This window comes from Paraglaciecola sp. MB-3u-78 (genome assembly GCF_002835935.1).
Taxonomy (GTDB): Bacteria; Pseudomonadota; Gammaproteobacteria; order Enterobacterales; family Alteromonadaceae; genus Paraglaciecola.
In genome coordinates, this window is sequence record NZ_PJCF01000004.1 from 383,981 (window position 1) to 400,446 (window position 16,466).

The 16,466-nt window shown below is 41.1% G+C and carries 14 protein-coding genes and 1 pseudogene; 8 read left to right on the plus strand and 7 right to left on the minus strand.

Annotated features, from left to right (window positions below; all coding sequences use genetic code 11):
• Positions 1–45: 45 nt before the first annotated feature.
• From nusA to rpsO, 5 genes are all read left to right on the plus strand, one after another.
• The gene (nusA, locus tag CXF95_RS08515; RefSeq protein ID WP_101198279.1) at positions 46–1,539 is read left to right on the plus strand and encodes a transcription termination factor NusA; all 1,494 of its coding nucleotides are present in this window, start codon (positions 46–48) and stop codon (positions 1,537–1,539) included.
• Between the two features lie 21 nt (positions 1,540–1,560).
• The gene (gene infB / locus CXF95_RS08520) at positions 1,561–4,161 is read left to right on the plus strand and encodes a translation initiation factor IF-2 (protein WP_101198280.1); all 2,601 of its coding nucleotides are present in this window, start codon (positions 1,561–1,563) and stop codon (positions 4,159–4,161) included.
• 103 nt (positions 4,162–4,264) lie between these two features.
• The gene (gene rbfA, locus CXF95_RS08525) at positions 4,265–4,708 is read left to right on the plus strand and encodes a 30S ribosome-binding factor RbfA (RefSeq protein ID WP_101198281.1); all 444 of its coding nucleotides are present in this window, start codon (positions 4,265–4,267) and stop codon (positions 4,706–4,708) included.
• 5 nt (positions 4,709–4,713) lie between these two features.
• Positions 4,714–5,670 carry a tRNA pseudouridine(55) synthase TruB gene (truB, locus tag CXF95_RS08530; RefSeq protein ID WP_101198282.1) on the plus strand — a complete coding sequence of 319 codons (957 nt, stop codon included), beginning with the start codon at positions 4,714–4,716 and terminating at the stop codon, positions 5,668–5,670.
• A gap of 147 nt (positions 5,671–5,817) precedes the next feature.
• Complete coding sequence (gene rpsO / locus CXF95_RS08535; protein WP_101198283.1) at positions 5,818–6,087, plus strand: 30S ribosomal protein S15; 270 nt, start codon at positions 5,818–5,820, stop codon at positions 6,085–6,087.
• Between the two features lie 12 nt (positions 6,088–6,099).
• Here rpsO and CXF95_RS30490 read toward each other — a convergent pair whose 3' ends face one another.
• Positions 6,100–6,243, minus strand: coding sequence for a hypothetical protein (locus tag CXF95_RS30490; protein WP_157828106.1), 144 nt, complete (start codon positions 6,241–6,243; stop codon positions 6,100–6,102).
• Between the two features lie 167 nt (positions 6,244–6,410).
• Here CXF95_RS30490 and CXF95_RS08540 point away from each other — a divergent pair.
• Positions 6,411–6,856, plus strand: a pseudogene (locus tag CXF95_RS08540) (transposase); the annotation flags it as partial.
• 91 nt (positions 6,857–6,947) lie between these two features.
• Here the strand turns inward: CXF95_RS08540 and CXF95_RS29935 are convergent.
• A complete protein-coding gene (locus CXF95_RS29935) occupies positions 6,948–7,259 on the minus strand; it encodes a DUF6444 domain-containing protein (protein ID WP_198556565.1) in 312 nt (103 codons plus the stop codon).
• 168 nt (positions 7,260–7,427) lie between these two features.
• Here CXF95_RS29935 and CXF95_RS08545 point away from each other — a divergent pair, with 168 nt between their 5' ends.
• Positions 7,428–8,879, plus strand: coding sequence for a hypothetical protein (locus CXF95_RS08545; protein ID WP_101198284.1), 1,452 nt, complete (start codon positions 7,428–7,430; stop codon positions 8,877–8,879).
• A gap of 450 nt (positions 8,880–9,329) precedes the next feature.
• Positions 9,330–10,498 (plus strand): IS3 family transposase gene (locus tag CXF95_RS08550; protein ID WP_101198285.1). Its coding sequence is split into 2 segments (ribosomal slippage): positions 9,330–9,576 and positions 9,576–10,498, totalling 1,170 coding nucleotides; the frame shifts between segments, so codons are not numbered across the junction.
• A 378-nt stretch (positions 10,499–10,876) separates the two neighbouring features.
• Here the strand turns inward: CXF95_RS08550 and CXF95_RS08555 are convergent.
• The 5 genes from CXF95_RS08555 to CXF95_RS08575 form a co-directional block, all read right to left on the minus strand.
• Entirely contained in the window at positions 10,877–11,662 is a 786-nt protein-coding gene (locus CXF95_RS08555; RefSeq protein ID WP_101198286.1) for a hypothetical protein, read from the minus strand.
• 304 nt (positions 11,663–11,966) lie between these two features.
• On the minus strand, positions 11,967–13,223 hold the full coding sequence (locus tag CXF95_RS08560) for an IS4 family transposase (protein ID WP_369809307.1): 1,257 nt from the start codon (positions 13,221–13,223) through the stop codon (positions 11,967–11,969).
• A gap of 244 nt (positions 13,224–13,467) precedes the next feature.
• Complete coding sequence (locus CXF95_RS08565; protein WP_101198287.1) at positions 13,468–13,740, minus strand: GIY-YIG nuclease family protein; 273 nt, start codon at positions 13,738–13,740, stop codon at positions 13,468–13,470.
• A gap of 311 nt (positions 13,741–14,051) precedes the next feature.
• The gene (locus tag CXF95_RS08570) at positions 14,052–14,885 is read right to left on the minus strand and encodes a hypothetical protein (RefSeq protein WP_101198288.1); all 834 of its coding nucleotides are present in this window, start codon (positions 14,883–14,885) and stop codon (positions 14,052–14,054) included.
• Between the two features lie 173 nt (positions 14,886–15,058).
• Positions 15,059–16,227 (minus strand): IS3 family transposase gene (locus CXF95_RS08575; RefSeq protein ID WP_101198285.1). Its coding sequence is split into 2 segments (ribosomal slippage): positions 15,059–15,981 and positions 15,981–16,227, totalling 1,170 coding nucleotides; the frame shifts between segments, so codons are not numbered across the junction.
• Positions 16,228–16,466: the final 239 nt, after the last annotated feature.

The following is a 16,466-nucleotide window of genomic DNA, read 5'->3' on the forward strand; positions in this document are numbered from 1 at the left end:
TGACCTGACAAGGGCTGTCGTAAGAGAGTAATCAGTGAGGCAACAATGAATAAAGAAATTCTGTTAGTGGCTGAAGCCGTTTCAAACGAAAAACAGGTTCCAAGAGAAAAAATCTTCGAGGCATTAGAGTTTGCTATTGCCAGCGCCACCAAAAAGAAGAGTGAAAGCGAAATCGAAGTACGCGTTAGCATCGACCGCGAAACAGGCAGTTTTGACACCTTTCGCCGTTGGTTAGTGGTGGCAGATGATCACGAACAAGAAAACCCTGTGGCAGAAATGTGCCTATCTACTGCTCAGATGGACGAGCCAGACAAACTGTTGGGTGAATTTGTTGAAGAACAAATTGAATCTATTGCATTTGACCGGATCACTACACAAACAGCTAAACAAGTTATCGTTCAAAAAGTGCGTGAAGCAGAACGAGATCAAGTCATTGCAGAATATGAAGACCGAGTGGGCGAATTAGTCACAGGTACCGTTAAAAAGGTTAATCGTGACAACGTCATTATTGATTTAGGTAATAATGCCGAAGGCGTTATTTATCGCGATGATATGTTACCTCGTGAAACATTCCGACCTGGTGATAGAGTACGTGGTTTACTCTACGTTATTCGCCCTGAGGCTCGTGGTGCACAGTTATTTATTAGTCGTACTCATCCTGATATGTTGGTTGAGTTGTTCCGCATCGAAGTGCCAGAAATTGCAGAAGAAACCTTAGAAATTAAAGCTGCGGCACGTGATCCAGGTTCTCGAGCTAAAATAGCGGTTAAAACTAACGATAAACGTTTAGATCCAGTTGGTGCATGTGTTGGTATGCGTGGTTCTCGTGTGCAAGCCGTATCGGGTGAGCTAAGCGGTGAAAGGGTTGATATCGTACTGTGGGATGATAATCCAGCGCAATTTGTTATCAATGCAATGGCACCAGCTGAAGTCGCCTCTATTGTTGTCGATGAAGACAGACATTCAATGGATGTAGCGGTCGAAGCAGACAACTTAGCTCAAGCCATTGGTCGTAGTGGTCAAAACGTTAGATTAGCCAGCCAACTAACTGGCTGGGAATTAAACGTAATGACAGTCGAAAACTTAAATGCGAAACATGAAGAAGAAAACGCTAAGGTCTTAACCGTGTTTACAGCTGGTTTAGATATAGACGAAGACTTTGCTTCTATTTTGGTGGATGAAGGTTTCACGACACTTGAAGAAATAGCCTATGTGCCTATTAATGAATTGCTCGATATCGAGGGATTAGAGGAAGAAATGGTTGAAGAGTTGCGTAACCGCGCTCGTGCAACCTTAACGACTCGCGCACTAGCTACAGAAGAAAGCCTTGAAGCTGCAGAGCCTAAAGAAGAGCTGTTAAATCTTGAAGGTATGGACAGGCACGTTGCCTATACTCTAGCAAGTCGCGGCATTACGGATCTTGAAGGCCTTGCAGAACAAGGCACAGATGAGATTTCAGATATAGAAGAATTAAGCGATAAGAAAGCCGGTGAATTAATCATGGCCGCCCGTAATATCGTTTGGTTTAACGAAGAATAGGTCAACAGGAGGAATTCCCATATGGCAGAAGTATCCATAGAAAAACTTGCCACTGATATAGGCACTTCGGTTGACCGGTTGGTTCAGCAATTTAAAAGTGCAGGCATTGATAAAACAGCTGGCGGTGATGTAACCGAAGACGAAAAAGGCATATTGTTAGATTTTTTAAGCAAACAACATGGCGGTGCAGGCTCTGAAGGACCTAAACGCATGACGTTACAACGCAAGACAACCAGTACATTGAGTGCGGGTAAGTCTAAAGGTGTGACAGTTGAAGTGCGTAAGAAGCGAACTTATGTGAAACGTTCTGAGGTTGAAGAAGCCAAAATGGCTGTAGATGAAGTTAAACGTTTAGCCGAAGAGCAGCAAGTTAGGCTTGAAGCTGAGCAGCAAGCGGCTGAAAAAGCTAAAAATGCGGCACTAGAAAAAGCCCAAAAAGTGGCTGAATCCAAAGCCAAATCAGATGCAGAACGTACTGCTCGTGCTGAAAAAGCCAAAGAAGTTCGTGCTGCTGAAGAATCAGCCTTAAGTCCAGAAGAAAAAGCAGAGCAAGAACGCAACCGTGCTGAAGCTGAAAAACTTCGCAAGGCTCAAGATAAAGAGATTCAACGCAAACTTGAATTAGATGCGAAAAATGCTGCAGAAGAAGCTAAAAAACTAGCTGAAGAAAATTCCCGTCGCTGGAAGGAAGAAGAAGAGCGTCGTAAGAAACAAGAAAAAGAAGAAGTGCATGTGCATTCAAACCGCTATGCCCAAGAAGCCGAAGATGCAGATGATATCAAAACTGAACTTGGCGGCCGTAGACGGAAAAAATCCAAGAAAAATGCTGGTTCAGATTTGAAACATGCTTTTAATAAACCCGCACAGCCTGTTGAGCGTGTTGTTCGTTTGGGCGAAACCATTACAGTGAGTGAACTAGGTAGTAAATTAGCTATAAAAGCTACCGAAGTCATTAGAGCCCTTATGAAAATGGGCGAAATGGTAACTATCAACCACGTACTTGATCAAGAAACTGCTGTACTAGTAGTGGAAGAAATGGGTCACAAATACGAACTGGTTAACGATAATGCACTTGAAGATGAATTAATTGCTGACGCCTCTGGTGGCGAAAAGTCCTCTCGTGCTCCTGTTGTAACTATAATGGGCCATGTTGACCACGGTAAAACGTCACTACTTGATTACATCCGCCGCGCGAAAGTTGCAGATGGTGAAGCGGGTGGTATTACTCAGCATATTGGTGCTTACAGTGTTGAAACCACTAACGGCCGTATCGCCTTTTTAGATACGCCTGGTCACGCTGCGTTTACCGCTATGCGTGCCCGTGGTGCCGTTGCAACTGATATTGTTATTTTGGTTGTTGCTGCTGATGATGGTGTTATGCCACAAACGAAAGAAGCAGTACAACATGCAAAAGCTGCAGGTGTACCCTTAATTGTAGCCGTTAACAAAGTAGATAAAGAATCTGCAGATCTTGACAGAGTGAAAACTGAATTATCGCAAATTGAAGTGATTTCAGAAGAGTGGGGCGGAGAACACCAGTTTGTTTACGTCTCTGCTAAAACAGGTCAAGGGGTGGATGAGTTATTAGAAGCCATTAGCTTACAAGCCGAGTTACTCGACTTACAAGCCGTACCTACTGGCCCTGCAAAAGGTATCGTAATTGAATCACGTCTGGATAAAGGTCGTGGTCCTGTTGCCTCTGTGCTTATTCAAGAAGGTGAACTTCGAGCTGGTGATATCATGTTATGTGGTGAGGAATACGGACGTATTCGCGCCATGCGAGATGAAAATGGTAACGATGTAAAAGTCGCGGGCCCGTCAACACCGGTAGAAATCCTTGGATTGTCAGGTGTGCCTATTGCTGGTGAAAATGCGTTAGTGGTTCAAGACGAGCGTAAAGCCCGTGAAGTAGCCACTAAACGTCATACCAAACAACGTGAACTCAAATTAGCCAAACAACAAAAAGCCAAATTGGAAAACATGTTTGCCAATATGGAAGCTGGCGATGTTAGCGAGTTAAATGTTGTACTTAAAGCTGATGTTCAAGGTTCTGTTCAAGCCATATCTGAATCTTTGACCATGCTGTCGACTGATGAAGTAAAAGTGAACATTGTTGGTAGTGGTGTAGGTGGTATTACCGAAACTGATGCAAGTTTAGCTGCGGCTTCAGGTGCAATTGTTGTTGGTTTTAACGTTCGTGCTGACGCCTCCGCCCGCAAAGTCATCGATACTGAAGAGATTGACTTACGTTATTACAGTATTATTTATCAATTGATTGATGAAGTGAAACAGGCCATGAGTGGAATGTTGGCACCTGAATTCAGACAAGAGATAATCGGCTTAGCTCAAGTTCGTGATGTATTCAAATCACCTAAAATTGGTGCAATTGCTGGTTGTATGGTCACAGAAGGTATTGTTAAACGTAGCAGTCCTATCCGTGTCTTACGTGACAATGTCGTCATTTATGAAGGTGAGCTTGAGTCATTAAGACGCTTTAAAGACGATGCACAAGAAGTCCGTAATGGGGTGGAATGTGGTATTGGCGTGAAAAATTACAATGATGTGAAAGTCGGTGACCAAATCGAAGTATTTGAAACTGTTGAAATTAAGCGCGAACTGTAAGTTTGCATTAAGTTCAGTCAGCTTTTAGCTAATAAGATTAAACGGAGGCTACGGCCTCCGTTTTGTTTGTGAAACGATATATTAGGTATTAGGAGAAATTAACATGGCTAGAGAATTTTCACGTACCGACAGAGTCGGTCAACAAATTCACAAAGAAATTGCAAGTATTTTACAGAATGAATTTAAAAATCGTGATCCTCGCCTTGGCATGGTGACCGTGTCTGGTGTGGAAGTCTCACGGGATTTAGCTCACGCTAAAATTTACGTGACGTTTTTCGAAAATGATGAAGAACAAGTCAAAAATTATCTGACTATTCTTGAAGATAACAAAGGTTTTATCCGGACATTATTGGCAAACCGCATGCGTATGCGCGCTGTACCCGCCTTGAAATTTGTTCGCGATGGTTCTTTGGCTGAAGGGATACGTATCGCCAACTTAGTGAGTGACACATTAAATAAAGATGAAGCACGAGCTAAATTGGCAGGTCGCTCTTTAGACGATCAAGCATCAGACGGACAAGAGTCAAACACAGACGAGCAAAAGTAGTCGTTATGGCAAGAACAAGAAAAGGTCGTGCCGTTAACGGCATTATACTACTGAATAAAGGCTTATGCCTGTCGTCTAACCATGCATTGCAACAAGTTAAACGTATGTTTAATGCTGCGAAGGCAGGACATACAGGCGCTTTAGATCCCCTAGCAACAGGTATGTTGCCAATTTGTTTAGGTGAGGCGACTAAGTTCTCGCAGTTTTTATTGGAGACTGATAAAACCTACCAAGTCACAGCAAAGCTAGGAGTGCGCACGACTACTTCAGATGCAGACGGTGAAGTCGTTGAAACACTGCCGGTCAATGTGACTGAAGCACAACTGTTTGCTGCCTGTGAACAGTTTAAAGGGCCCATAAAACAAGTGCCTTCTATGTTTTCAGCACTAAAACATCAAGGTAAACCTCTGTATTTTTATGCCCGCCAAGGCATTGATATACCAAGAGAAGCTCGAGACATCACTATATTTAGTTTATCCATTGATAGATTTGCAGCAGATGAAGTGGATATGACAGTGCACAGTAGTAAAGGTACCTACATTCGTTCCTTGGTTGATGATCTTGGTCAGGTATTGGGCTGTGGTGCTTACGTCAGTAAGTTGCACAGAACACAAGTGACTGATTATCCTGCGGATAAAATGATGACGATGGAGTCCTTGCAAGCACTCAGAAACGAGATAGATAGCGAAGCAGATGTATCAGATGACCAAGCATTTATTGCCATGGATCAATTATTAATGCCTATGGATTCTGCCGTTAAAACTCTTGATTCAGCTGAACTAGAGCGAATAGCTGAAGGTTTTTTTAGGAATGGTAACCCCGTTAATTTTATGGGTACGACTGAATACCCAGAAGAATCTTTGATCCGAGCTTATAGTCAGGACAGTGGATTGTTTTTAGGTGTGGGTTTTATTGATTCTGACGGTAAAATTGCACCTAAACGTTCGGTTGTTTACACCTAAACAGATAACATTTTGTATGCGTGTAATAATTGCCAATATAAGACTTGTTATTAGGCTTGGCATCGCTATAATACGCGCTCTTTTTTGACTCGCTGAATTAGTGATTGGCGGGTTGTATCTTTAAACTCTTATTTACTGGAGAAAAACATGTCACTAACTACAGAACAAACGGCAACTATCATTGCTGATTATGCAGTTAAAGAAGGCGATACAGGTTCACCTGAAGTTCAAGTTGCTTTATTAACTCATAACATCAACAAATTACAAGGTCACTTTGCGGATCATAAGAAAGATCACCACTCACGTCGTGGACTGCTTCGCATGGTTAGCCAACGTCGTAAGTTACTTGATTACCTTAAAGGTAAAAACGTTCAACGTTATCAAGATCTTATCAAACGTTTAGGCATACGTCGTTAATCGACTTAGGCTTTAAAAAAAAGACGCGAAAGCGTCTTTTTTTATGCCTGAAGGAAAGTGCAATACTGACTCGAAATATATCGTAATAATGGAGCTTGAGTTGAGTGTTTTTGTACTGATTGCTAAGGCAATAGTGGGCTCTTTGGTGTCGTTCATTCTTTTTTGCCTATAGACGGCTTCGAGTGCAGACTCTGTGAAAACTATTGATCACCTTTTGGACTAAGCAGCGTGTTTTTATGATCAAATAATCTTGATGTTATCGGCTGCCATTTAGCCTGTTTACTATACTTATTAGTAGGTTAACAAGAACAAGAATCGCTGATATGTCCCACCATATGACAGGCCAAGGTCGCAACCAAGTCACTCTGTTCCCAGAAGCATTAGATGATTTCGTTAATGTTGAAAATCCCGTTAGAGTGATTGACGTATTTGTAGATGAACTCAACTTAGCATCTCTGGGGTTCAACAAGGTAACCCCTAAAAACAAAGGTCGCCCAGGGTATCACCCCGCCACCATGTTGAATCTCTACATTTATGGCTGCCTAAATCGTGTTCAGTCTTCACGACGGTTGGAGCGGGAAACCCAACGCAACGTTGAAACGATGTGGTTACTCGAACGCCTGACTTTAAAACCATTGCGGGTTTTAGAAAAGACAACGGCAAAGGTATTAAAAACGCATGCCGTCAATTCGTTGAGCTATGTCGCCAAATGAACATGTTTACCGATGCTGTTGTGGCGATTGATGGCAGCAAGTTCAAAGCGGTCAACGCTGACTGGAACAAGGTGCACGACGATGCCCCCGCGCCGCTGGTCGACATTGAACGCGTGATCGACACAAGCGAACACATGCTAACTCAAGTCACACATGAGGCCCGATTTGGACACCTGCTTTCTTGTCACTGGGTTTGGATGATGACTTCTTGCGGTTACTATCCTTGGATGGCGGAATACTACTATTTTGGCTGTTCAATCCTAAGCGTTGGGCCAGTAACACCACTACCAATAATATTAGCTCTATCGAAGCTTTCAGCGCAGGCGAAGCATCCGCATCGTTTTGCAACAGCGCCTTCGTTCGCTCTACTACTTCAGTAATATTAATGCCGCTTAGGTTCATAGTCGAAGAGAATGGAGTGCCATGTCGATAGCATGACACAACAGAATGATCGGGCAATAGGATCGCCAGTTCAGTGCAACTTTATTTTTTTAACAGGCTGAATAGTTACGTTTGCTTTAGGTATCAATTACAAACTGTAAGTTCTCAATAAATATATTTTATTGAAAAAAATTAAACTATAATTCTTTATAAATAAGTTGAGCCTAGTTTTAGGTAAACAAAGATATGCATGGAACGATTGGAGAATCAACTTTTACCAAGGCAGTAAATAGTTTGGTCAAATACATTCAAAGCAGCTCACCTATAAAAGACTCCCTTTTCGAACAAGCTCAGCTCTACTTTGAAACTTCTGATAAAGATAAACAGACCCTTCTCGAGCTGCAGCGAAAAGCTAAAAGCATAAAAAGTTCACTACAGGCAGCAGACGTAAAAACCACAACCAACATTGGCAAAAAGTTTGATGCGGCCCAACTTTTATTTAAGAAAGAACGGACTCGTCAACAACAAGCTTGCTCGGTTAGAAGCCGAAAAGTTAAAGATTTATGTACCAAGCTATTGGTATTGTCTGAAGCAGATAATTGGCAGGAAACTCAGGTAAACAGTGCAAAAGTACTCGGAACATTGCAACTTCTCTCTCCCGGCGAGGGCGCAAGGCTAGCGCAGCAAAACCAAAGGTTCAAACCCGCTTATAAAGGGGTTATAGCCCTGAGATTACTAGACAAACTGCTTATAGATGAAAAAATCAGTAATCACTACATCAATGAACGTTACCAAGAAAAACTGCGTTTTCCCTTACAAGAAGGTGATTTGACTCTGTTCCAACGGGATGTGGCTATACCATTACTCATAGCTGCGATATTTCAAGATGTGGGTTTAATGCACCCCAAAGCACAGTTAATCCTAAAAGGCGAAGATGGAACGCTGGATGAATTCAGGGTGCTAGGCAAAGAGGATCGTCTGGCCTTGTTAAAAATCAACCATGAGAAAACCCTTGATTTCATTACCCATGGTTTGGGAATGGAACCCTATATCGGAAATTCCAAACAAGAAAGGACCGCTTTTGAGCGAAATGAAAAAGAAAAACTGATATTTACCCGTACACTGTTGATCGACGCACTTAAGCCTAAATTGGGCGTTGGAAACTTAATCAAAGTCCCTCAGATTTATGCTTCAATCATTTTCTCTTCCAAGCAAAGCTATAATTTTATGGATCTACCTAAAGCAGGCTTAGTTATTGCCAGAGCTGCAGAAGGAGGATCCATAAGTAAGGTAATAGCTGACAGTTTATTGTCTATAGTCGGGCACTTTCCTCAGGGATATGGAATTACTTATATCCCAAAAGATGATGATAGGCAGGACATGGATAGTTATGAATATGCCATAGTCACAGAGCTCAATCCTGCAGACCCTTATACACCAAGGTGCAGGGTTGCAACCCGCAAACTAACCTTTATCTCCAGCGGTCAGACAATCTCTGTGAAGGTGGAAAATAATCTATACTTCGGTGCTACGAAAAAGAAACTAGAAAAAATTAATCCTGCTCGCTTGGAGGAAATACTGAGTAAGTTGGTTTCTAACTTTGAAGAACGTAAAAAATTAGATTTGATCCCCAGTTATTGGAATCCTTATGGTTTCTTTTGTTACAAAAAACAGCAAAATTTATGGAAGAAAGTCTAACTAATTACAATGGTTCGAGGACAAATAGAGCCAAATCTAATCCAAGATAGGAAAAACCATTAGAACCCAAGACATGAATACCGCATTTTCGGCTGTCTCCCCGATGGATACCTCAGGGTCAGGTTCGTTGAAATCGACAGGGTCAGTGACGCTGATTGATCAAAAGTTCAACGACCGCTCCTGGCACAGGCCGTGTAAAAACTCCAACGGCCAAATTAATCTTGCACTGCTGCGTGAAATGCAAGTTTGATTGGTTAGAAAACTTGGTCAGATTTTAATGTAGAACACATATTCACATGAATTTTTGTTCAAATGATGGTTTAAAAATAGTTTTTACACAGTCTGGGCACATTTGCGAAGCACAGCGAATGGCTCCAGTGATATAGTGACGTGGTTAACTAGATCCGACTACCTCAGTTAAGACATAATAAGCTTAACTGGAGATAGATAATGACAGCACGTAAGAAATACTCAAAAGAATTTAAATTGGATGCCATCGCATTGGTGGTAGAGCAAAAATACAGTCGAGTCGAGGCCGCTAGGAATTTAGGCCTCAGTCCTCAGATACTCGGTCGTTGGCTCAAAGAGGCCGAAGACGATGATGGTCATGCTTTTCGAGGTAACGGCACCCTGACACCCGAACAAGCCGAAATCCGCAGCTTGAAGGGGCAAGTCAAGCGTCTCGAAATGGAGCGTGAAATATTAAAAAAAGCGACGGTCTTCTTTGCCAAAGAAACGAAGTGAAGTATTCGTTTATTACCCGATATAAGAAGACCTGGCCTGTGCGCTTAATGTGCAGGCTGCTCGGTGTACAAAGTAACAATTATTACAGTTATCAGAAGCGTCAAACGAATAAACCTGATGATCTAACGCATCAAGAGATGCTGGAATGGGTAAAGGATATCGCCAAGTTCAGCGATAATACCTATGGCGAACGACGCATTCAAAAAGTATTGAATGCGCTGAGCTTTCCTGTGAGTCGCAGGAAAACAGCCCAATTGATGAAAGAAGCAGGCGTGTGGGTGCGGTATAAAAAGAAATATAAAGCCACCACCAACAGTGACCATAAAAAGCCTATTTATGACAATGTACTTAAGCAAGACTTTGTAGCACAAAAGCCTGACCAAGCTTATGTGCAAGATATCACCTACGTTTGGACATCAGAAGGCTGGTTGTATTTAGCTGTGGTGATTGATTTATATTCACGCAAAGTCGTGGGTTGGAGTATGAGTTCAAGAATGAAGGCCAGTTTAGTCTGTGACGCATTAACCATGGCGATATGGCAACGACAACCGAAAGCAGGATTGATTGTGCATTCAGATCAAGGCGTACAGTACGCCAGCAAAGCTTATCGACGCCTTATAAAGACATATGGTTTTGTAGGGAGCATGAGTAAAAAAGGATGTTGCTGGGACAATGCTGTAGCAGAAAGTTTCTTTGGAAGCCTAAAACAAGAGCGGGTGCATTGGCGCAATTACTCAACACGATTTAGCGCCCAACAAGATATATTGAATTACATGACCATGTGGTACAACAGCCATAGACTTCATTCGTACTTGGATTACCAAAGTCCTAATGACTTTGAAAGAGAAAACAATGAATTACAAAAAGTAGCTTAACTAAGGTGGTCGTATTAGGTTGACCACGTCATAGATTCTCCGTTGCCTGTCATTCAAACAAATGGCTCACAACAAAGTGCCTAAGGACAGGCGACGGATAATCTAAATCTAATTGGAACTTCGGCTATGTGCCATGAAGAGTCATTCGCTTATGAAAATATTACGGTCACTTTTGCCACACTGCGGAAGTTAGCATTTGAAAATTCATACTGAAATTTTTTGTATGTTTTGATCTACAGCGGACATGGCTGAACAAACATATTAGGCTACAAGTTTTCTGATAGCTGACGTTGTCCATAGATAAAAACATGAGTCTTTTGATGATGATTTTTATCTATGATTAGTTCAGCCTGAGAAATCCTACCACTCACTACCATACTAGTGAGTGTGATTATTGGCGTGTTCCAGTGTCCAGGTTACATGTGTAATCCGTTTATTGTTGTTACCTAGATCCATTTCGAAAACTTCCATTGGCCCGTGCTTGGACACAAGACGACCCCATCCAGGGGGAACTGCGGCCGGATTACATTTTGGAGATTTTGGATTACAACTACTTCCGCCACCGTCACCACCACTATCAATATCTAAATGGGTATAAATATCATCTAACTCTAAGTAGTCATGCTCGTTTGGATGTTGATTACTGCTAGGGTCACTTGTGTAATCCATGCAAGTGCCTAGGTTGTTATTACTAAAATTCTCATCTTGATGACCTAAACCAAAGGTATGGCCAATTTCCTGGCAAGTAACCATTTGTCGCCATTCAGGCGTATTATAAGTTGCTGTATCAAAATAACTATCGTTTAATTTTACGTATCCGGCGGTTATATGACCACTGCTTACTGATATACCCGCTATTCCTAGCCAGCCGTTATTGCCATACCTGAGATTACATACCTGCACATTACCTGTTTGAGCCTTACAGCGTCTGGCGCTTGTAGAACCATCAACAATAGTTGTATCAATGACTGAAGACACGTTCCAGTCAATTGATGCGTCCACTAAATGAACGAACCACTTGTCGGGGGTAACATTGTCACCTAATTCCAAAAATAATGGATTGCTAGATCGTTCCCAATGGTATGTGCTCCATGCATGGTCTGCTAATGCGTTCGATGTGAATGCGATTGTAGATAAAATAAGTAGTGTATTAATTGTCTTCATTTTAATGCGCTCCTAAAATCTTTACAGCGATAATATCAAGTGTAGATTCTTGTCTAATAACTATAGCAAACATTTATTAATAGGCTAGTGTGTGTTACTTGCATTTTATGCTCATAAAATGGTCTCAAAAGCGATTTCGGCAACGTCTGCTAAGTTGAATTTTTTGAAGTTAGCTGTAGACCCGCTTAAGTCAACTAACTGGTGTACAGTTGACCTCGACAAAAAATCACAATTTTATACTCTTACTTCCGGTATACACCCAACAATGTCATTAACTTAAGGATTTAACACATATGTTTATAATTCATTGGGTACTTATTTGGCTTGGTTCTCCGACCTTTTGAACAAACTTACGGTTGGGCCTAATGACACTTAAATTCTTTGATATTTTGCTTATTAACAGTTCGTATAATTCAAGCTCAGCTAGCTTCATTGTGAACCGTACAACATTATCTTTGAGCTGATTTACTGCAAAGGTGAAATTGATTTTATATTCATAGAGCCTATTGTTTTTAGCTTTCTTTATTTTTTGTTTTGCATCATGTATTGCACAAGCGGCAAGGTTTTTAGTTAATAGCTTAACGTGTAAGTCTTGTAAAACACCTTCAACAGAAACACTAGAATAATTCTCAATATTAAGGCGACTTTTCAATACTTTGTAATCTTCTTCAACTCCCCAGCGTTGGTGATATAAATCAGCAAAAAGAGCAGTAGGATAAGCTTGTAGATCTGTTAATGACGAAACTAAAATCTCCGATTCACCTGATGGCAGATCAACTCGCACTAATCGTAAACGTAGTGATTCTGTCGATATTTTATCTTTTCTACATCGGCGAAGAGACTTCTCAGTACAAGGAAAGTCAACGACATCACTATATTTTCCACTTTCTAAGAAGGCTTTAACCACATTAGAGCTTTGAACAATGCGCATGCAGAAATCAACATTCTTTAGCCTATGGTACTTATAAAACCAAACGGCTGGATAACCTCTGTCGTAAACGACTAAATAGCCTGCTTGGGTTTTATTTAAATGCTTTAGTGCCATTTCACGCTCTCCTGTTGAATGGCTCTCGACCTGTAAATCTACCGTAATATTATTCTTAACATCATAAAGTTGAGAAAGACGAACGGCAGGCATAGCAGCATGTGAGCGAGCTTTACCAAAATGCTTAAGTAGTTCGTTAGAGGTTGGTAATTGTGTGACTGCCCCATCAACGGCTAACAGTCTGTGTCCTTGCCATTTATCGATGGTTGCAGCTTCATAGAATGCTTGAACTAAATCATCGTTTAACTCGATAAATGCCTGATGAGATAGTTTCATTCTTGCTTTACAAAAAGCAGCGGTGCTAACTGATTTTGTTGACAAGTAGCTATCATCGATAACATTGAAAAACCGAACAAGTTCAGCCTGAATTGAACTATTGAGAGCATTCAACATAAAACTCATTAAACGTGGAAAAGTAAGGGTGCGATTTCGTGTGAAATCGGTAGGTTTTTTACGATGCTTTTCTAAAAACTCAGTTGAATGAATTTTAGTGGTTAAATTTTGTACTATTTGAATTAAATACTGAACAGCGCATTGGTAATTTCTCTAAATTTTTAATTCATCGACAGATTATCAACTAGGTAACTTGTTGTAAATACGCAAAATAAGCTTAAGTTAATGACATTGGTGAGCGAAAAGCGGTCAGTCGAGCGTTAAACTTGGCTGGGGAGTTTGTGCATTACCTGGCGTTGGTGAACCACTTACTTAACGATTACAAATAGCAGATGGCGGATGATGAGAATTTACAAGCTATTACACGTCATTCCCGCGAAGGCGGGAACCCCCAAATAGCCCCAGTAAGCTCAATCCATTCTCGGTTCCATTTCTTGAGCCTTTTCTCTCGACGTATTGCGCTATCCATATCTTCAAGTTGCTCAAAATAGACTCGTTTATTCAAGTTGTATTTTGAGCTAAAGCCCTTAACTTGTTTGTTTTTATGTTGATAAATACGCTGCACTAAATGACTTGTTACCCCGATGTATACCGTGCTGTTGTTATCATTAGTGAGAATGTATATGCAGGGCCGTTTCATAGTTAAATTTCTTTTCAATCGTTTAATAAATATATGCAAAAATTGCCATGTTGAAAAGGACGATTCTTTTAGATTAGCCAGTTGGTTTGGAGGTTCCCGCCTTCGTGGGAATGACGGAGAATAGAAGGGAAGATGTCACCATCTGCTTCCTCAGTATAGGCGATCGTCACCGCTACTTAATCCTATGATTGGTTTTCGCTCAAAGGAGTCGATTAAGATAGTTAAAAACATAAATCAAAGACCCCATGGTCTCTTTGAGGATATTCAAGCAGAGTGTGAGGTGTCGTAGATAGTCTCTATGCACGAAGCTATTAAGGCATATCACAGCAAATCCGTTTTCTATAGGATAGCCCAGAACGATTAGTTTCGTAGATGCAGGAAGAAACTTGCACCTTCGCTACAGATGGCAAGTGCTCGGTAATTCCAAGTGCCGACTTGCACATATTGATGTACTCTAGCTTGAATCGCTCAGAATCTATATTACGCCCAATATGTTCGCATTTTGGCCCTGGGTAATATATTTCTTCTGTTTCAAGGCTAATTTGATTGCTTGCGCAATCTTCTGGCTTGACCTGATTGACAGGTTCAGTTTTCTTAACTGTTGCTGCTTGTTTGGGCTGTAAAATGGCATCCAAATAATTTATTTCATTTTCGCCGACAAACTGAATACGGAGAGTGGTGTAGACGAATTTATATTCAGATGCCTTTTCAAGTATTTGATTTCGGTTTTCAGGTGTTTCGAGTGCCAGACTTTTACGTGCTAGCGTTGTACCACTTCTTGGCAAATAGATATCACCAGTTACCCAGTTGGTCAGTGCAATGCTAGTGATGCTGTTGTTGTTGCTATCCAAGACTTCTAAAGAGCCTAAGATATTATCAATGTCTTTAACCGTTTCATTTGTTAATTCAACTTCCAGAAAATTGTCATCGACAGATACAAATCGGGCACTGATATAACTTCTTTGTTTAACAAGCGTTGCTTCCCGTACTTTGTTTTCAGCCTCAATACGTTGCTTATTTTCCTCAAATAACTTTTGACTTGCCTCAATTTCCGCTTGAATTTCCTCAGAGGTCTTAGTGTTGTTGCTACTTGAGTCACAGCTTGATAAAGCCAGTAGGATGGTTAAAAGGAAAAGACGTTTCATTATTTCACCTCGATTAGTTCGAGCTCAGTGTATAGGAAATACATATGCCCTTCTTTTGAACATAACGCTTAACAAGTGTGGAGTTTTAAGAGCGTTTTTTCAGCGAGTAAAATTCCCACAATTATGTTTTTGTTAGAGGTAATGACGTGGTCAACCTAATACGACCACCTTAGTTAAGCTACTTTTTGTAATTCATTGTTTTCTCTTTCAAAGTCATTAGGACTTTGGTAATCCAAGTACGAATGAAGTCTATGGCTGTTGTACCACATGGTCATGTAATTCAATATATCTTGTTGGGCGCTAAATCGTGTTGAGTAATTGCGCCAATGCACCCGCTCTTGTTTTAGGCTTCCAAAGAAACTTTCTGCTACAGCATTGTCCCAGCAACATCCTTTTTTACTCATGCTCCCTACAAAACCATATGTCTTTATAAGGCGTCGATAAGCTTTGCTGGCGTACTGTACGCCTTGATCTGAATGCACAATCAATCCTGCTTTCGGTTGTCGTTGCCATATCGCCATGGTTAATGCGTCACAGACTAAACTGGCCTTCATTCTTGAACTCATACTCCAACCCACGACTTTGCGTGAATATAAATCAATCACCACAGCTAAATACAACCAGCCTTCTGATGTCCAAACGTAGGTGATATCTTGCACATAAGCTTGGTCAGGCTTTTGTGCTACAAAGTCTTGCTTAAGTACATTGTCATAAATAGGCTTTTTATGGTCACTGTTGGTGGTGGCTTTATATTTCTTTTTATACCGCACCCACACGCCTGCTTCTTTCATCAATTGGGCTGTTTTCCTGCGACTCACAGGAAAGCTCAGCGCATTCAATACTTTTTGAATGCGTCGTTCGCCATAGGTATTATCGCTGAACTTGGCGATATCCTTTACCCATTCCAGCATCTCTTGATGCGTTAGATCATCAGGTTTATTCGTTTGACGCTTCTGATAACTGTAATAATTGTTACTTTGTACACCGAGCAGCCTGCACATTAAGCGCACAGGCCAGGTCTTCTTATATCGGGTAATAAACGAATACTTCACTTCGTTTCTTTGGCAAAGAAGACCGTCGCTTTTTTTAATATTTCACGCTCCATTTCGAGACGCTTGACTTGCCCCTTCAAGCTGCGGATTTCGGCTTGTTCGGGTGTCAGGGTGCCGTTACCTCGAAAAGCATGACCATCATCGTCTTCGGCCTCTTTGAGCCAACGACCGAGTATCTGAGGACTGAGGCCTAAATTCCTAGCGGCCTCGACTCGACTGTATTTTTGCTCTACCACCAATGCGATGGCATCCAATTTAAATTCTTTTGAGTATTTCTTACGTGCTGTCATTATCTATCTCCAGTTAAGCTTATTATGTCTTAACTGAGGTAGTCGGATCTAGTTAACCACGTCATAAGTCTACTTGGCATTTATAGTACCTATCCTTCGATAATTCAAATAAGTTGAAACAGTAATCAATAAAGATAAGAGTATATAAATTGAAACTGCTAGACCAAACGCCCCATCATCAGTCTCAATATTGATAAAATACTGTGTAAGGAATTGTAATGATACCTAAAGAGTACAGC